At 38.7% G+C, this 17,941-nt stretch carries 15 protein-coding genes and 1 pseudogene; 13 read left to right on the forward strand and 3 right to left on the reverse strand.

Annotated features, from left to right (window positions below; all coding sequences use genetic code 11):
- Window positions 1-8 precede the first annotated feature (8 nt).
- The 10 genes and pseudogenes from galU to V7121_RS19275 all read left to right on the forward strand — a co-directional run bounded on the left by galU (window position 9) and on the right by V7121_RS19275 (window position 12,411).
- Entirely contained in the window at window positions 9-893 is an 885-nt protein-coding gene (galU, locus tag V7121_RS19230; protein ID WP_335499611.1) for a UTP--glucose-1-phosphate uridylyltransferase GalU, read from the forward strand.
- A gap of 98 nt (window positions 894-991) precedes the next feature.
- Window positions 992-2,149, forward strand: a pseudogene (locus tag V7121_RS19235) (CDP-glycerol glycerophosphotransferase family protein); the annotation flags it as partial.
- Between the two features lie 301 nt (window positions 2,150-2,450).
- Window positions 2,451-4,778 carry an SH3 domain-containing protein gene (locus tag V7121_RS19240; RefSeq protein WP_335547482.1) on the forward strand — a complete coding sequence of 776 codons (2,328 nt, stop codon included), beginning with the start codon at window positions 2,451-2,453 and terminating at the stop codon, window positions 4,776-4,778.
- Window positions 4,779-4,823: 45 nt separating this feature from the next.
- A complete protein-coding gene (locus V7121_RS19245; RefSeq protein ID WP_335499607.1) occupies window positions 4,824-6,788 on the forward strand; it encodes an SH3 domain-containing protein in 1,965 nt (654 codons plus the stop codon).
- Between the two features lie 235 nt (window positions 6,789-7,023).
- A complete protein-coding gene (tagD, locus tag V7121_RS19250; protein ID WP_218347560.1) occupies window positions 7,024-7,422 on the forward strand; it encodes a glycerol-3-phosphate cytidylyltransferase in 399 nt (132 codons plus the stop codon).
- Window positions 7,403-8,620 (forward strand): CDP-glycerol glycerophosphotransferase family protein, encoded by a 1,218-nt coding sequence (locus V7121_RS19255; protein WP_335547484.1) that lies wholly within the window; start codon window positions 7,403-7,405, stop codon window positions 8,618-8,620. The genes tagD and V7121_RS19255 overlap by 20 nt, the downstream gene beginning before the upstream one ends.
- Before the next feature lie 112 nt (window positions 8,621-8,732).
- Complete coding sequence (locus tag V7121_RS19260; protein ID WP_335499602.1) at window positions 8,733-9,563, forward strand: ABC transporter permease; 831 nt, start codon at window positions 8,733-8,735, stop codon at window positions 9,561-9,563.
- 30 nt (window positions 9,564-9,593) lie between these two features.
- On the forward strand, window positions 9,594-10,388 hold the full coding sequence (gene tagH, locus V7121_RS19265; RefSeq protein WP_335547486.1) for a teichoic acids export ABC transporter ATP-binding subunit TagH: 795 nt from the start codon (window positions 9,594-9,596) through the stop codon (window positions 10,386-10,388).
- A gap of 2 nt (window positions 10,389-10,390) precedes the next feature.
- Window positions 10,391-11,122 carry a WecB/TagA/CpsF family glycosyltransferase gene (locus V7121_RS19270; protein WP_335499598.1) on the forward strand — a complete coding sequence of 244 codons (732 nt, stop codon included), beginning with the start codon at window positions 10,391-10,393 and terminating at the stop codon, window positions 11,120-11,122.
- Between the two features lie 239 nt (window positions 11,123-11,361).
- Window positions 11,362-12,411, forward strand: coding sequence for a glycosyltransferase family 4 protein (locus V7121_RS19275; RefSeq protein ID WP_335499596.1), 1,050 nt, complete (start codon window positions 11,362-11,364; stop codon window positions 12,409-12,411).
- Between the two features lie 116 nt (window positions 12,412-12,527).
- Here the strand turns inward: V7121_RS19275 and V7121_RS19280 are convergent, their stop codons facing one another.
- Both V7121_RS19280 and V7121_RS19285 read right to left on the reverse strand, forming a co-directional pair.
- Window positions 12,528-13,514: an LCP family protein gene (locus tag V7121_RS19280; RefSeq protein WP_335547487.1), complete on the reverse strand. Its 987-nt coding sequence runs from the start codon at window positions 13,512-13,514 to the stop codon at window positions 12,528-12,530.
- Window positions 13,515-13,667: 153 nt separating this feature from the next.
- Window positions 13,668-14,300, reverse strand: coding sequence for a YigZ family protein (locus V7121_RS19285; protein ID WP_335499592.1), 633 nt, complete (start codon window positions 14,298-14,300; stop codon window positions 13,668-13,670).
- A gap of 320 nt (window positions 14,301-14,620) precedes the next feature.
- On the opposite strand from V7121_RS19285, the gene V7121_RS19290 reads away from it, so the two are divergent.
- From V7121_RS19290 to V7121_RS19300, 3 genes are all read left to right on the forward strand, one after another.
- On the forward strand, window positions 14,621-15,763 hold the full coding sequence (locus tag V7121_RS19290; RefSeq protein WP_335499591.1) for a sensor histidine kinase: 1,143 nt from the start codon (window positions 14,621-14,623) through the stop codon (window positions 15,761-15,763).
- Window positions 15,764-15,828: 65 nt separating this feature from the next.
- Window positions 15,829-16,512: a response regulator transcription factor gene (locus V7121_RS19295; protein WP_335499590.1), complete on the forward strand. Its 684-nt coding sequence runs from the start codon at window positions 15,829-15,831 to the stop codon at window positions 16,510-16,512.
- 130 nt (window positions 16,513-16,642) lie between these two features.
- Window positions 16,643-17,491 carry a DegV family protein gene (locus V7121_RS19300; RefSeq protein WP_335499589.1) on the forward strand — a complete coding sequence of 283 codons (849 nt, stop codon included), beginning with the start codon at window positions 16,643-16,645 and terminating at the stop codon, window positions 17,489-17,491.
- A 108-nt stretch (window positions 17,492-17,599) separates the two neighbouring features.
- Here the strand turns inward: V7121_RS19300 and V7121_RS19305 are convergent.
- The coding region (locus tag V7121_RS19305) for a hypothetical protein (protein ID WP_335547489.1) at window positions 17,600-17,941 on the reverse strand (342 nt) is incomplete at its 5' end.

The raw sequence follows: 17,941 nt of genomic DNA on the forward strand, positions 1-17,941 counted from the left end.
ACCAAATAATGAGTAAAGTCAAAAAGGCGATTATCCCTGCGGCGGGCTTGGGAACAAGGTTTTTACCTGCCACAAAAGCGATGCCTAAGGAAATGCTCCCAATCGTGGATAAACCAACCATTCAATATATTGTTGAAGAGGCAATTGAGTCTGGGATTGAGGATATTATCATCGTAACCGGAAAAGGCAAAAGAGCCATTGAAGATCATTTTGATAATGCCTTTGAACTTGAAGAGAATTTAGCACGGAAAGAGAAGTTTGAACTTCTTGAGGAAGTTCGGAAGCCTGGGAATGTAGATATTCATTACATACGTCAAAAGGAACCCAAAGGTCTTGGCCATGCGATATGGTGCGCCCGAAAATTCATTGGCAATGAACCGTTTGCCGTGTTACTAGGAGATGATATTGTCCAGGCTGAAGTCCCTGCTTTAAAACAATTAATGAACATCTACGATAAAGTCAGTTCTTCAGTGATTGGCGTTCAGCAGGTACCAAAAAAAGAAACGAATCGCTACGGAATTATTGATCCGAGCCGGCAGGATGGACGGATGTATGAAGTGAAAAACTTTGTGGAAAAGCCGCCGGTTGAATTAGCGCCATCGAATCTTGCCATTTTGGGAAGATATATTTTAACCCCTGAAATATTTAATCTCCTTGAAAATCAAGAAACAGGGTCAGGCGGAGAAATTCAACTTACGGATGCCATTCAACGTCTAAATACGATTCAAAATGTATTTGCATATGACTTTGAGGGAATACGTTACGATGTGGGCGAGAAATTTGGTTTTATTAAAACGACCATCGAAATAGCCCTAAGCAGACCAGAACTACGGGATGAATTGCTCAATTATTTAGTGAAGCTCGTGGATCAAGAAGTAAAAATTAACAAATAGGTTATTGAGTAAACACAAGGCTGCGGATCATTTGCTGCAGCCCTTCAGTGTTTCTTTTAATGGTAAGGAGCGCGGTTTGATTGGTACCAGCGGTGAAAAGGTTAGTTATAGTTTTATACAAATGGTTGTTTCAACTAGTTTCATTACTTCCCCCACAGAAAAATCTAATTATGTTTGAAAGCTTCCTTGGCAAGCAGTACAGTTGTAATCCGCGGGCTATTTATGAATACCTTGAAGGCAATCATCCTGAATTTAAACTGGTTTGGAGTATTGATCCTCGGTATGAAAAAGGTTTTATTGATAAAGGAATTCCTTACGCACGACGGTTTTCGGTAAAATGGCTGTTTTTGATGGCAAGGGCAGGTTTTTGGGTTACTAATAGCAGGATGCCCTTGTGGATTCCGAAGCCAAAGAAGACCATTTACCTGCAAACGTGGCATGGGACCCCTTTGAAGAAACTGGCCCATGATATGAAGGAAGTGCTCATGGCTGGGACGACGACAGAGCAGTATAAGCAAGAATTTTATCTTGAGTCACGGAACTGGGATTATTTAATTTCTCCAAATCGCTATTCAACAGAAATCTTTAAGCGTGCCTTTAAATTCGATAAAGCAATGATTGAATCGGGTTATCCGCGAAATGATATCTTTTATAAACAGGGCCATGAAGAAATCGCGAAGGCATTTAAAAAAAATCATCAACTGCCTGACGATAAAAAGGTAATCCTTTATGCACCAACGTGGCGCGACAATCAATTTCATCAAGAAGGTAAATATAAGCTTGATTTGCAGTTGGATTTGGAAAAACTGAAGCAGGACCTTGGGGATGAATATATAATCATTCTCCGGATGCACTATCTAGTCGCTGAAAACTTTGACTTGGAGGCATATAAAGGTTTCGCTTGGGACTTCTCTAAGCATGAGGACATTCAAGAACTCTACTTGATTAGTGATTTACTCATCACAGACTATTCTTCCGTGTTTTTTGATTATGCCAATCTCAAACGGCCAATGATCTTCTTTACCTATGATCTTGCAGAATACAAGGATGATATTAGAGGTTTTTATTTTAATTTTGAAGAAAAAGTACCGGGCCCGCTCGTCGAAACCACAGAAGAAGTGATTGCTGCAATAAAAGCTCAAGAGCAGGGTAAAGTTCCAGACGAACGAATGAATGAATTTTACCAGCAGTTCTGTTACTTAGAAGATGGACATGCTGCTGAGAGAGTGGTTAAAGAAGTGATCTTGAAAAATTGATAGGTTATTACAGACACCCAATAGCTGAATTTGGGTGTTTTTGTATTTTTATGGTCGTTTTGTTAGTAAATACCAACAAAGTACGACGAATTTCAGGTAGGATTATTTTCTTTTTCTAAGAAAAATTTCCTATTTTTCTTTTTGTCTACAAGTATTTATTGGAATCTATTTAAATCCATAGCTTAATAGGCGATAATATTAATAGATTGAATAGCATCTTTCGGCAAAATATGAGTTTATACAATGGATTGTAGAAATATGCGAAAAGCAAAAAAGGACTAATCACGGGGAGGTGTGTTTTTTGAGAAATGTCGGAAAAGTTGTCCTACTATCTACTAGTTTACTATTAGGTGAAATCGCAGCACCAATCGTTCCACATGGTTTGCATCAGGCAGAAGCGGCTAGCACTGTAAAATTAGCCAGTATTAGCTATCAAACAACTTCGAACGTTAATTTAAGATCAGGTCCGACGGGGACATATAAAGTAATCCTTCTTATTCCCAAATCCAAAATCATCACAGCTACAGAGCAAACAGGAACCTGGATGAAGGTTACATACCAATATTCTGTTAATGGGAAAAAAACTGTGAAAACAGGCTGGGTGAGTGCCTCCTATCTCAAGAAAATTTCTACAACCCCGAAAACGGAAAATTTTCCAAAAACAACCTATCAAACGACCGATAATGTAAACATTCGTTCTGGAGCAAGTACAAAGAACAAAACATTACTAACGATTCCAAAAGGGAAGACCATCATAAGCGCACAGAAAATCTCGGACTGGTATAAAGTGACCTATACCTATTCTACCAAAGGAAAGAATATCACAACAACAGGCTGGGTAAAGGGTACTTATTTAAAGGAATACTATACATATAGTGCAATCAGCGGCGGTTATTATTTTTCAAAAAAAACAGTTAAGTTGTATTCTACACCGGATACAAAGAAAAGTGCCGTTTACAGCATCGCAGCGGGGAACGGACTTTATTCTGCTTATCAAACTGTAAATAGTGTCGGGCAAATCTGGTATAAAGTTACATACAATGGCAAAACACTTTACATTTATAGCGGTGATGTAAGTAAATACACTCTAACTTCTTTTGAAGCAACTGATTATCAAGTCAAACTTGATACCTATTTATTCTCATCTTATGGAAAAAGCTATACCAAACTAGTAAAGATTCCAAAACAAACGATTATATCTTCCAAGCAAAGAATTGGAGATTGGTATAAAGTTTCCTATAACGGTAAATCTGGCTATGTCTACAGCGGCGATATGACGAAATATACTAAGCCTGCAGAGACGCCTGGTACAGGAGGAACTGACAACGAAGAGGTCAAAAATCCTCCAACCGACACAATTACCGAGCAAGCCTTAACAAAGACAACCTATGCGGTTACGGATCAATTAAATTTAAGACAGGCTGCGGCTACTACAGCTGCTGTTTTAACCGTGCTTCCTAGAGGAACAATCATTATTCCAACAAGTAAAACGTCTAATGGCTGGTATAAAGTCAACTATTCGGGGAAAAGCGGCTATGTCTTTGGGACATATCTTCAACAAGTAGTAACGGGCGATCCACTCGACAACAGGGATAGTTACCAGTTTATTGATTTAAGGACTCAGTCTCGTGTAACGGCCAGTCAAATTAATAATTACATTGCCGGCTATGTAAAAAGCACGGGGAAATCGAGTGTATTGACGAATAAAGGACAGGTATTTATCGATGCGGGAAAAAAATATGGACTAAATGCCCTCTACTTGGCAGCCCATGCGATCCATGAAAGTGCCTATGGAACTTCGACCATTTCACTGACAAAGAACAACTTATTTGGATTTGGTGCCTATGATGCAGCGCCATTTGTAGCTGCTTACCGGTTTGCCAGTGTAGAATTGTGCATTGATTTTATTGCCCGTGAGATGAAGGCAACCTATTTAAATCCAGCAAATTGGAAGTATCAAGGAGCTTATCTGGGCTTTAGCACCAAAACATTAGCTAATGACAGAGTTGATGCCAGTAGTGAAGGAATGAACTTTTTTTACGCGAGTGATCCCAATTGGGGGAAGGCCATAAGCCAGCATATGGACAGGATTCTTTCTTATGAAAAAGCTTATTATGCAAACGCCGATGTAGATACCAGTATCCCAGCGAGACCGACAATTCCTGGCGGCGGCGATGTGTTTCCGGCAGATATCACGGCGATTGTCACACTCCCAGCAGAAAAACAAATCGTTCTAAATAGTAAAAAGGGAGTACACGATGCAGTAAAAACGATGAAAAAGGGAACCTTCTTTGTCCTTTTAGAAAAAACCAATGATTTTTGGCTAAGGGTTAGGGTGGACAATAAAGAATACTGGACCAATGATGTAGACTTTAGTAACTATAAAAACTATTTATCTGTGAAAAATTTAGGCAGAGCAACTGTTTCAGAGTTAAATATCCGAACTGGACCTGCAACCTCCTATTCTTCCGTCGGAACCTTGGCATTGAATGACTACGTATCAATTGTTATGAAAGCGGATGGATCATTAGTGATGGATTCATTAAAGTCATGGTATCAGATAAAATTGGCAACTGGTAAAACTGCATGGGTGAGCGCTGCCTATCTTTATACCAAAGATTTAAACTAGATTGGTAATATTTCAATAAAGTAGAAAGAGAGGATTTTAGATTCAATGAAAAACTTGGGGAAAGTAGTAGTTTTATCCACCGGGTTATTAGTTGGTGGTTTAGGCAGCGGAGGGGCTCTTTCGGTATCACCGATTAGTATCGAGCATGTGGAAGCTGCTAGTATAAATAAAACAACGTTTCAAACAACAGCGAACTTAAGACTGCGGACAGGGGCCGGTACAAAATATAAAACTATTCTCACGATTCCAAAAGGAAAAGTAATTTATGCGACAGAGAAAAAAGGCAGCTATTACAAGGTATCTTATTCGTATTCATCTAAAGGAATGACTTATAAGAAATCAGGTTGGGTCAGCCAGAGTTATGTGAAGGAATACTATAAATATTTAACAACAAGTGGAACCTATTATTTCACGAAGAAAAATGCCAGCCTTTATTCCACACCAGATACAAAGAAAAAGGCTGTCGGTACGATTGCTAATGGCAATGGATTTTATTCCACACAAAAGGTTGTCAATAGCATCGGAAAAACTTGGTATAAGGTCACCTATAAAGGCAAATCCGTCTATATTTTTAGCGGTGATGTGTATAAATCTGCTGTTCAAACACTAGCGAAAAAGAATTATCAAATCAATAGTGCAACCTATGTTTATTCATCCTATGGACCTTCCTATACAAGATTAATCACGATTCCGAAGGGTACCGTAGTTTCATCGGTAAAGATGGTCGGTAATTGGTATGAGGTTAGCTTCAATGGGAAAAAGGGTTATGTGTATAAGAACTATATGCAAGTTGTTCCTTCGCAAACAGCGGAGAACCCTCCAGTCAATGGAGCCAATGAAGTTAACTATCTTGTAATGGATGATTTAAACATGCGCCAAGCGGGAGCAGGCTCGCTCATTTTAGCAGTTATCCCAAAAGGTACGAGTGTTAAATCAACCGGTAAAAAACTGGATGATTGGTATCAAGTCACCTACAATGGCAAAACAGGTTATGTATTTAAAGGCTATGTAAAAGAATATAAATTAACGGATTATCGATTTATTGATTTACGGACCAAATCAACTGTAACAGCGAAGCAAATCAATGATTATATCGCAGCAAATGTTAAAGGAAAGACGAGTGTCCTCGTTAGCAAAGGACAAGCCTTTATTGATGCAGGTAAAAAATATGGTGTCAATTCTCTTTATTTGGCGGCACATGCGATCCACGAAAGCGGCTTTGGTACGTCAAATATATCCATAGGCAAAAAGAATCTATTTGGTTATGGTGCTTATGATTCAGCCCCATTTGTCGGTGCCTATCGATTCTCTTCGGTCGAGCAGTGTATTAATTATGTTGCCCAAAAAATCAAAGCTGATTATCTAAATCCGAAGGGTGCCCATTTTCAAGGAGCAATGCTAGGATATCGGACAAATGATTCCAAAGGAAAAAGAATTACAAGCAAAAGTATCGGGATGAACTACTACTATGCAAGTGACCCACTCTGGGGCAATGGGATTGCCCGCCATATGCAGAAAATCCTAGCCTTTAATGCAAAAAATTATGAGCATCCAGCTGTTAATACCACCTATCCTGCCTTACCAGGTATACCTGTGGGTAAAGATAAATTCCCTGCAGGAATTCAGGCAAAAGCGAAAAAGGATATTTCAAGCACAATTAAAAAAGATACGAAATTTTTATTGCTGGAAAAAGCCAATGATTTTAATCTAAAGGTTAATGTAAATAGTAAGGATATTACCATTAAAGTTCCGTTTTCATCCTATTATGACTACTTCACAGTCCTAAATCTAGGAAGAGTTTCGGGTTCAAGTTATTTAAATGTTCGTCCGGATCCTTCAACTGGAAAAAAAGAAATTGCCGTGCTTCATTTAAATGATTATGTGCAGTTGGTACTGGATAGCAAAGGGAATATTGTCACGGATAAAACAAAGACTTGGTACCAAATTAAATTATCCACCGGAAATACGGGCTGGGTAAGTACAACTTACATTGTAAGAGAACTAAAATGATTTTTTTGCTGGCTTGTTGTCAAGTCAGCTTTTTTCATAACAAATCCCGAACAATTTAAGACAAAATTCATCATTTGTTTGGTAACTTAATGGTAATTAAACAGTTCGTAATTGAATTTTAAGTTTGATAGTCTTATAATGATTTGGTGAAGTTAATTAGACAAATAAATAAGTGCATTTAATGAATAAATATTTATGCTTTTTCCTAATACTAATAGCAGGAGGAATTACTCTAATGAAAAAGGTCTTAACATATGGAACATTCGATTTATTACATTTTGGTCATATAAATTTGCTCAGCCGTGCCAAGGATCTAGGCGATTATTTGATTGTTGGTCTTTCCACTGACGAGTTTAATAAAGGAAAGAATAAACAAGCATACCATAGTTTTGAGAACAGGAAATTAATTTTAGAATCGATTCGTTTTGTAGATGAAGTGATTCCAGAAAATACATGGGACCAAAAAATTCAAGATGTAATCAAACATGATATTGATGTTTTTGTGATGGGTGATGATTGGAAAGGCAAATTTGACTTTCTAAAAGAATATTGCGAAGTGGTGTACCTGCCAAGAACAATTGGGATCTCTACTTCACAAATAAAAGAAGATTTAAATGCTGTCACAAATGGTTAGGGAACTAGCCATTTGTTTTTATTTACTGATTTTTAAGTGTCTGTTTACCATCTTTAGTCTGTTCCCGCTTAAAAACAAAACTACCTTTGTAGTGAGCTTTGGTGATAACAGCCAGTATGTGTATGAAGAAATACTCCGTCAGGGCATTCCTACGAAGGTAGTTTTTCTATGTGAGCAAAAAGCCTATAATAAATTTAAAGATGTGCAGAAGGCAGACATTATTCTTTTTGAACCACGACTTGTGATGAACTGGCTACGTTCCATCTTTCATTTAGCTACTTCCCGGCATATCTTCATCGATAACTATTTCGGCTTTTTAGCGGCGGTGTCTTTTAGAAAAGAAGTACAATGCATTCAGTTATGGCATGCCTCGGGTGCGATGAAAAAGTTTGGACTGGAGGATGAATCAATCAAGTCGAGGACGAATCGAGCAAAAGAACGCTTTTTACAGGTTTATCACAAATTTGATCAAGTGGTGGTTGGCTCAGAAGTAATGACAGAGATCTTTATGAGGTCTTTTAACCTTCCAAAGGAGAAAATGCTGCCGACAGGAATCCCAAGAACCGATTTTTTCTATAATGAGGAAGCCAAACAAAAGGCGACCATGACCCTGCTATCTAACCATCCCATCTTGAAGGATAAAAAGATTATCCTTTATGCCCCAACCTATCGCGACAATGAGTTAACACACTTTAACCTTGCTCTAGATGTTGAGAAAATGGCACGGGAGTTAGGACCAGATTATACATTAATTTTGCGGCTACATCCGGCGATTGTTCATAAGGATGATTATACAGCTAGATACCCAGATTTCGTTGTGGATCTTTCCTCAAGTCTGTATGAAATTAATGATTTGCTTGCTGTTGCAGATATATTGATTACCGACTATTCTTCGATTCCGTATGAATATTCACTTCTACATAGACCCATCATCTTCTTTACTTATGATTTTGAAAAATACAAACAAGAACGTGGTGTCATGGCAGGGTTTGAAGAGCAATTGCCAGGTCCGATGGTCAACGATACCGAATCCATTATCGATTTGATTCAAACTAACCGTTTTGATTTAAGTCAAGTTGAATATTATTCTGAAAAATGGAATCAATACTCCAAAGGTCATTCCAGCCAAACTCTGGTTTCAAAGTTATTTCTGGAATATCGTCCAGAAACGCAGGCAGAAGGGGCATTATATAAATGAGTACAAGCTTCGAGTCACTAAAAAGCTCGAGGCTTTGTTTTTATAATGCCCAATTGGAAAAATTAATGTATAATGAACAAGGTTATTATTAGCGATAGGAAGGACAATTTTCATGAAATCAATGATTACAATTGTAAAGGAGCAAATCAGTTCCTTTTACCTGATCTTGAGGTTATCTGCCTTTGAATTAAAAAGTGCGAATACGAATAATTATCTCGGCAGACTATGGGAAATTTTAAATCCAATGATTCAACTTGCTATTTATTGGTTTGTTTTCGGCTTAGGTGTCCGCGGCGGCCAGAAGGTAATCATGGATGATGGAACACAAGTCTCTTTCTTTATATGGATGTTAACAGGAATGATTGTCTGGTTTTTCGTCAATCCAGCGATATCCGCTTCCTCCAAATCAATTTATTCGAGGATACAATTAATATCAAAAATGAGTTTTCCAATGAGCGCCATTCCTTCATTTGTTATCATGGCGAATTTCTACACCCATATTATGTTAGTCGCCGTTGTTACCGTCCTTTTACAATTTACGGAATTTAAATTTAGTGTGTACTATCTGCAGTTGCCGTATTTTATGCTGGCCACGCTACTATTTCTGTTATCACTTGCTCTTATTACATCTACCCTATCAACTATTGTTAGGGATGTTCAGCAGATTGTACAATCCGTTTTAAAAATGCTGCTGTATTTAACACCGCTCTTGTGGCATACTGAACATTTAATGATCCATGGAAAAGACTATGTATTTATTCTTAAGTTAAATCCTTTATATTATATTGTCGAAGGGTACCGAGCTGCCCTAATAGGAACCATGTGGTACCCATCAGAATACCCGCAATTAACGTTGTATTTTTGGATTACAGTAGTGGTATTATTTATGGTTGGTTCTGTTTTACATTTGAAATTTAGAAACCGTTTTGTGGACTATTTGTAAATTGGAGTTGATTTTTTCGTGAGGGAAACGGTGATAGTTAAGAATGTCTATAAAAAATATAAAATGCATCGGTCACCAAAGGAAAAGCTTCTTGATGTTGTCTTACCCGGGGGATATGGTGAAGATTTTTTTGCGCTGCAGGATATCTCTTTTACAGCCCAAGAAGGGGATGTTATCGGTCTTGTCGGTGTAAATGGCTCTGGTAAATCGACGCTTTCTAATATTATTGCAGGGGTGATTCCGCCTACATCAGGTGATGTAACCTCACATGGGACGACCTCGATTATTGCAATCTCATCTGGTTTGAATAACCAATTAACGGGCAGAGAGAATATTGAGCTAAAATGCTTGATGCTTGGTTTTAAAAAGAAAGAAATAAAAGAGATGGAGCCAGAAATTATTGAGTTTGCAGATATTGGTAAATTTATCGATCAACCGGTAAAGAAATATTCAAGCGGGATGAAGTCAAGACTCGGGTTTGCTATTTCGGTTACCGTTAATCCCGATATTCTAATTGTCGATGAAGCGTTATCTGTAGGCGATCAGGTTTTTGCCCAAAAATCGAAGAACAAGATGTTTGAGTTTAAAGAAAAGGGAAAGACCATTTTCTTTGTCAGTCATTCGATGGGTCAAATTAAGGAGTTCTGCGAAAAGGCTATCTGGCTAGAGTACGGGGAAATTAAAAAGTTCGGGCCAGTTACAGAAGTGATTCCTGAATATGAAAAATTCCTTAAAGAATATAAGTCAATGTCCAATGAGGAACAGAAAAAGTTCCGTGAACAAGTGATCCAAAAACAAAAAGGCTTAGCTGCAAAAGGGATTTAGTTATGAAAACAAACGTGGTAACCGTTCTTGATATAGATTTTGTGAATAAACACTTTGATCATGTGATTGACGACTTGCTGGAAAGGATAAGCAATCAGCAAAAATCCTTCATTGTTACTGCTAACCCAGAAATTGTCATGTATGCGCATGAAAATCAAGATTATAAAAAAATCATTCAGTCAGCCGATATGGTGGTTCCTGATGGTTATGGGATTATTCTTGCTTCGAAGATTTTAAGTACCCCCATCTTGGAGAGGGTGGCGGGATATGATGTTATGGTCCGCCTGCTTGAACGGGGGAACGAGAAGCAATTGAAAATATACCTGTTAGGCGGGCGCGAAGAAACCAATCAAAAGGCTGTGGCTAATATCCGCAGGAATTATCCGCATCTTCAAATAGTCGGAAGTCATCATGGATTTTTTGATTGGGAAAAAAGCACGGTGACGGCAGATATTAAAGCGTCATGTCCCGATATGGTTTTTGTGGCATTAGGATTTCCAAAACAGGAACAATGGATTGCGCAACAATATGATGAATTTTCAAAAGGGTTATTTATGGGGGTCGGAGGCAGCATCGATGTGCTGGCCGGCGAGGTCCAACGAGCACCGCAGATTTGGCAAAAGATGAATCTCGAATGGTTTTATCGGTTAATTTCTCAGCCTACACGCTGGAGAAGAATGTTGGCTATTCCACGATTCTTAATCGAAATCTTTCAATTAAAACTTCACAAATAGCAAGTGAATGTTCTTGATTTAAAAAAATTGTAACTATTTGGAGCAATGAAACGTCTAACATTGTGAACTAAGAAACTTACGAGCATCCAAACTTTGATTAAGTTGGAATATTCCAACAATTAATCAACTTATACAAAAGTAAAAACTGCTGTGCTATAATAGGTTCGTTATGTACTTAGAAATATGTGCCTGTTTCTAAAATTTATTAATGGGGCATTATATTCATAGGGAGGGTCTTTATGTTATATCTGACCTTAATATTATGTTTTTTATGCTCCATTTTAATTACACCAATCATCAAAAAATTGGCTTTTAAATTAGGAGCAACGGACAGTCCTAATAAGCGCAAGGTACATTCTAAGATTATGCCACGTTTAGGCGGCCTAGCGATTTATCTCAGCTTTCTTTTAGGTTTATTCATCCTCCAGCCCAATAGTCCCTATCATGCAGCGATTATAGCTGGTGGAGTGATTATATTGGTTACTGGAATATTAGATGACATCTATGAATTATCAGCGAAAATAAAATTTGCCTTACAAATCATCGCTGCACTCATTGTCGTTATGTGGGGCGGGGTGGAAGTTGACTTTATTAACTTGCCGTTTAACGGGGTCTTAAAATTTGGTATGTTTAGTATTCCGATTACTGTGATTTGGATTGTCGGCGTTACGAATGCGATCAATTTAATCGATGGATTAGATGGTCTCGCCGCTGGAGTATCGTCAATTGCCTTTATCACAATTTCCGGGATGGCAATTGTCATGGGCAATGGTTATGTGGTCGCGATGGGGACAATCCTCCTAGCAAGTACATTAGGATTTTTAATCTATAACTTTCACCCAGCGAAAATTTTCATGGGGGATTCTGGTGCACTCTTCCTTGGTTATATGATTTCAGTCTTATCCTTACTCGGTTTTAAAAATGTAACGTTAATCTCATTTGTTGTTCCAATCATCATTTTAGGTGTTCCGATTTCTGATACCTTTTTTGCAATCATTCGCCGTATTTACAATAAGAAATCATTATCAGCACCTGATAAATCTCATTTACACCATTGTTTATTAGAACTAGGGTTTACTCATCGCGAAACGGTACTGCTAATATATGCAATGAGTGCGATGTTTGGTCTTGCTGCTTTTATTTTCACCATCACAACGGTATGGGGCTCAATCTTAATCATGACCATTATCGTCCTAGCGATTGAACTATTTGTAGAAACGATCGGATTAATCAATAAAAATTACCGGCCGCTCCTCCGGATCATGGGGATTCTGAATAAAAATAGATAATGCTAATATATTAAAAGGGTAATTCACATAATCGTTGTGGATTACCCTTTTATTGTTTTCTATTGCTGTTTATTTATACAAAAAAAGAACCCGGATAAATTACCCGGGTTCTTTGCTTATTTGTCAGTTGCTTTTCCGTTAAGATGATTTTTAAGTTTTGTTTTCGTTTCTTCTAAGGCTGCATCATCCAGCTTATAATAATAAATACGGTTAATATAAGAATCCTCACCTTTTAGTGATAATGACTCAACATTAAGCCCACTACCAGCCTGGATATAGCTTAGGAACGATTTCATCTGATCAAAGGTTAAATCCGTGGACATATTCTTTCCAACTGCTTCCATTACATCTGTGTAATTAGTAATTGATTTAATTGAAGCACCCTTTGCAAGAATGGCCTTAACGATTTGCTGCTGGCGCATTCCTCGTTGGATATCACTATCAATTTTCCTTGTTCGTGCAAATGCTAGAGCTTCCTCACCATTTAGTTCTTGTACGCCTTTTTGCAAAGTAATTGCTTTCGCATGGTCTTTGGAATCTTGCTCAGAAAAAGTAAATGGAACATCTACTTTAACACCGTCAAGGGCATTAATTACATCAATAAACGCATTAAAGTTCATTTTAACATAATAATCGACAGGAACATCAAGTAGTTCTTCGACAGTTTCAAGGGTCAGCTTTACACCGCCGTAGGCATGGGCATGAGTTATTTTTGTATAAATATCCTTCTCAGGGATATGAACATACGAATCACGCGGAATACTTAGCAGTTTAATCGACTTGTCTTCCTTATTAAAAGTTGCCAGCATTAACGCATCTGAACGCGAGCTGCCACTAGATTTTCTTTTTTCACTATCATCGACACCGATAAATAAAATCGATGTATTTTCAAGTTTTACATTGGTGTTTGCTTTCTTTGTGTCACGCTCAATGGGCTTGTATGATTTATTCATCACAGATTCAGCTTTGTTATATAAAAACCCGCCGTACGCTGTTGCCCCTATGATTAATAACAGGATAGGCATGATAAACCATAGTAAAATTCGTTTCCGTTTTTTCTTCTTTTTATGAGTATTCTTATAACCTTGTCTATTGATAGACATATATTGCCTCCTAGTATTGTATTAAAAGTAGAAAAATGTCAGCTTTTGTTGAAAATCTATTCTATTTTATAATATTTATCGAGATTGGTAAAATGAAATTTTTAAGACGACATAATTTTCTATTTTTGCACAAAAAAAAGAGAAGTTACCTACCTATATTTCTTCCTCAAGATAGGTAGCTTCTCCCGCAGTAATCTCGGCTTGTCCATTAGTTAATTCAATCATCCAGTCTGTGAATGCCTGTTGGCTCTCCTCTTCCACGAATACCTCAATTTCAACCTTTTCTTGGTATTGAATCGTTTTAAGAATATACGTCGACGACCTTAATTCATTTTCAATTTTTCCAAGCCATGAATAATCAATGTGGACATGGCAGACCCGCATTAATCTTCTCTCAACTATTCCGACCGCATCAAGGCCTTCTGAGGTTGCTTTGCCATATGCACGGATTAGACCACCAGCACCTAATTTAATCCCGCCGAAATAGCGGGTAACGACCACGACCGTATCCTTCAGTTTTCGTTTCTTCAATACCTCAAGAATGGGAACACCCGCCGTACCACTTGGTTCCCCGTCATCATTTGCTTTTTGAATTTGATCGTGCTCGCCAATAAGATAGGCAGAACAATTATGGGAAGCATCCCAATATTTTTTTTTCAACATTTGAATGAATTCTTGTGCTTCTGCTTCCGTTTCCGTTCTTTGGACGTGGGCAATAAATCGTGATTTTTGAATAATTATTTCATGTTCACCCATTTTTTTTACTGTATTATAACGAGGCAGCATATGCGCATTCCTTCCTAAATTTCATAATGGTGTAATATAACTTTAATATGGCAGTAAAATTTCCATGTTATAATAAAGAAGTCAAAAGTAGTGAAAACCTGTTTTTTAGACAAGTTTGATATTACCATTATACTACTTTTTAACGAAAATGAAGGCATTTGGAAAGGTTTAGATTAGCAAATAGCTAAAAACCAATGTAAAATAGGTTAAAAGGCATATTATATGAAATCCAAAGATAATGAAATAAAATTCTTTGAAATTAGAATATTGTCTAGCGTGAGCATTCAAGCGCTTATTGCTTCTCTTATCGGAGGAATAGTATGAAAATTAAACAGATTAATATGAAATCGATTGACGAAATCCGTGAAGAAATGATTGAAACTGTTACTTGCTCAAAAAGTGACATCTTCCAGATAGGCGAGCAATGCCGTCAAGACTATGAAAATATGATAAATGAATTAGACAATATTAAGGAAATGATGGTAAAACTCACTCAGGAAGGTGAGGAACTTGAAAAACAAGTTCTCGATGCGCGGAGCCTGCTCTCAGAAGTTAGTATGAATTTTAAACATTATACCGAAGAAGAGGTCCGTGATGCCTATGAAAAAGCCCATCAGTTGCAAATGGATCTTTCAATTAATTGGCAATACAAAAAACAGCTTTTGGATAAAAGAGCTGACCTTGAAAATCGACTGGTAGGGTTAGATGAAACCATTGATCGTGCGGATCAACTTATTTCACAAATCTCCGTCGTAATGAATTACTTGACCAGTGATTTAAAACAAGTGGGTAAAGTACTCGAGCATGCAAAAGCGAAACAGGATTTTGGATTAAAAATCATTGAAGCACAGGAAGAGGAGCGTAAGCGACTTTCGAGGGATATTCATGATGGTCCCGCCCAAATGCTTGCCAATGTCATTATGCGTTCGGATTTAATCGAACGTGTTTATCGGGAAAAGGGCGCGGATGAGGCATTTTCTGAGGTCAAAAGCTTTAAAAAAATGGTCCGCTCGGCACTTTATGAAGTCCGGCGAATTATTTATGACCTTCGTCCGATGGCATTAGATGATTTAGGTCTCGTCCCTACCCTCAGAAAATACTTGCAAACCATCGAAGAATATCATAACCATTCCAAAATTGAATTTATGAATATCGGCCTAGAACGTCGACTTCCAACTAAGTATGAAGTCGCACTGTTCCGGATGATCCAGGAATCCGTGCAAAATGCCTTAAAACATGCAAACGCCTGTGAAATCAAAGTGCGATTAGAAATTACGAATGCGGCAGTAACCGTTTTGATTAAGGACAATGGTATTGGTTTTGATATTAACGAAAAGAAACCTGAGTCATTTGGCATGATCGGAATGCGCGAGCGGGTAGACCTCCTAGAAGGGGAAATTACCTTTGATTCAAAAATAGGCAAAGGAACTGCGGTATTGATTCGAGTTCCGTTAATTAACTGAAAAACTAACAAACCTACCGCCAATGGAGAAAATTTCGAAATTAGAAGGATTAGGGGGCTTAAACATTGACTACAAAAATTGTCATTATAGACGATCACCAATTATTTAGAGAAGGCGTTAAGAGGATACTAGAGTTTGAAAAATCATTCCAAGTGGTGGCTGAAGGTGATGACGGCTGCGAGGCATTGAGATTAGTAGAAGAATTCAAACCTGATGTGGTCATCATGGATATCAATATGCCGCAAATGAATGGTGTCGAGGCTACACGTGAATTGGTCGAGAAATATCCCGACACGAAAATTATTATCCTATCCATTCACGATGATGAAAACTATGTGACACATGCCTTACAAACAGGGGCGATTGGTTACTTATTAAAAGAAATGGATGCCGATGCCTTGATTGAAGCGGTGAAAGTGGTAGCAGAAGGCGGGTCGTACTTACATCCAAAGGTTACGCATAATTTGGTAAACGAGTACCGCAAGCTTGCAGCGGGCGTCGCGCGCAGTGGAGCTTACTTGCAAACGATGGAAATCCGTCGTCCATTACATTTATTGACACGACGCGAATGTGAAGTGCTTCAAATGCTTGCCGATGGAAAAAGTAACCGTGGTATCGGTGAAGCCTTATTCATTAGCGAAAAGACTGTCAAAAATCACGTCTCAAATATCTTACAAAAGATGAACGTCAATGACCGCACCCAAGCCGTAGTGGTAGCGATCAAAAATGGCTGGGTTGAGGTAAAGTAAAAAGGTTCTTAAAGGGCATGCTGAAAAGTGTGCTCTTTTTGTTTGGGAAATAATAATGCAATTTATTTGCATTTCATATAAAATATAAAATGCCATATAGTAGGTAAAAAAATAAGGATGGTATTTTGTTATGAAAACAGCCGTCGTCACGGATAGTACTGCATACATCCCAAAGGATTTACGTGATAAATGGAATATACATATAATCCCGTTGCAAGTCATCTTTGGAAACGAGGTCTACCAAGAAGAAGTGGATATAACTTGGCGTCAGTTCTACGAAGAGGTCAAGACGAAGGAGTTGCCAACCACTTCGCAGCCGCCCATCGGCCAGTTTGTTGAGCTATTTGAAAGTCTTTCTAAGGACTATGATGCGGTCATAAGCGTGCACCTTTCTAGTGGAATCAGCGGCACGTTCCAAGGGGCTGTCACGGCCGGTACGATGGTCGAGGGCATCTCAGTGCATCCATTCGATTCAGAAATCAGCTGCATGGTGCAGGGGTTTTATGCAATCGAGGCAGCGAAACTGGCCTCACAAGGTGAACCGGCGGATGCCATTATCGCCCACTTGGGAGAATTGAAACAATCAGCACGTGCCTATTTCATGGTGGACGATTTAGCTCATCTCCAAAGAGGAGGGCGCCTCTCAAGTGCCCAAGCCTTTATCGGCAGCCTCCTTCAGGTGAAACCATTGCTCCATTTCGAGAACAAAGTCATTGTCCCTTTTGAAAAAATCCGCACCCGCAAGAAAGCCTTGAAACGTATCGTTGACCTGCTTGATGAAGATGCCTCTAGCGGTCTCAGTTACCAGGCGGTCATCATCCACGCTAACCGTGAAGAAGAAGCCAAAGAGTGGAGCGATGAACTAGCCGCATTATATCCAAACGTCGAATTTTCCATCGGTTACTTCGGTGCCGTCATCGGTACCCATCTCGGCGAAGGCTCCATGGGCATGGGCTGGATGAAAAAATTAGATGAGTAAGCAAGTTAGTTACCATTCCGTCCTATCGGCCGGAATGGTTTTTCATTTTATGGGAGGTGGCGGATTATTGGGATGAGAGGCAGTAAAAAGGAGGGCTTGGCGGGATTATCAGTGGAGTTGGCGGGAAAAGTTACGAAGTTGGCGGAATCCCTCACTAGTTTGGCGGAATCCCATCCCAAGTTCGCGGAATCCTCTCGGCCGGGAACCAGCTGTAAACGGCCAGTAATCAGGATCAGGGCCATTAAAAAAAGGTAATTTAAAGGGGTTGGCGGAATCATCAGGGGGTTTGGCGGGAAAAGGTACAAAGTTGGCGGAATCCATCACTAGTATGGCGGAATCACGCCAACACTTCGCGGGATTCCATCCCAAGTTGGCGGAATCCCTCGGCCGAGAACCAGCTGTAAATGGCCAGTAACCAGGATCGGGACCAATTAAAAAAGGTAATTTAAA

Source organism: Neobacillus drentensis (assembly GCF_036962125.1).
GTDB classification, from domain to species: Bacteria; Bacillota; Bacilli; order Bacillales; family Cytobacillaceae; genus Neobacillus; species Neobacillus drentensis_B.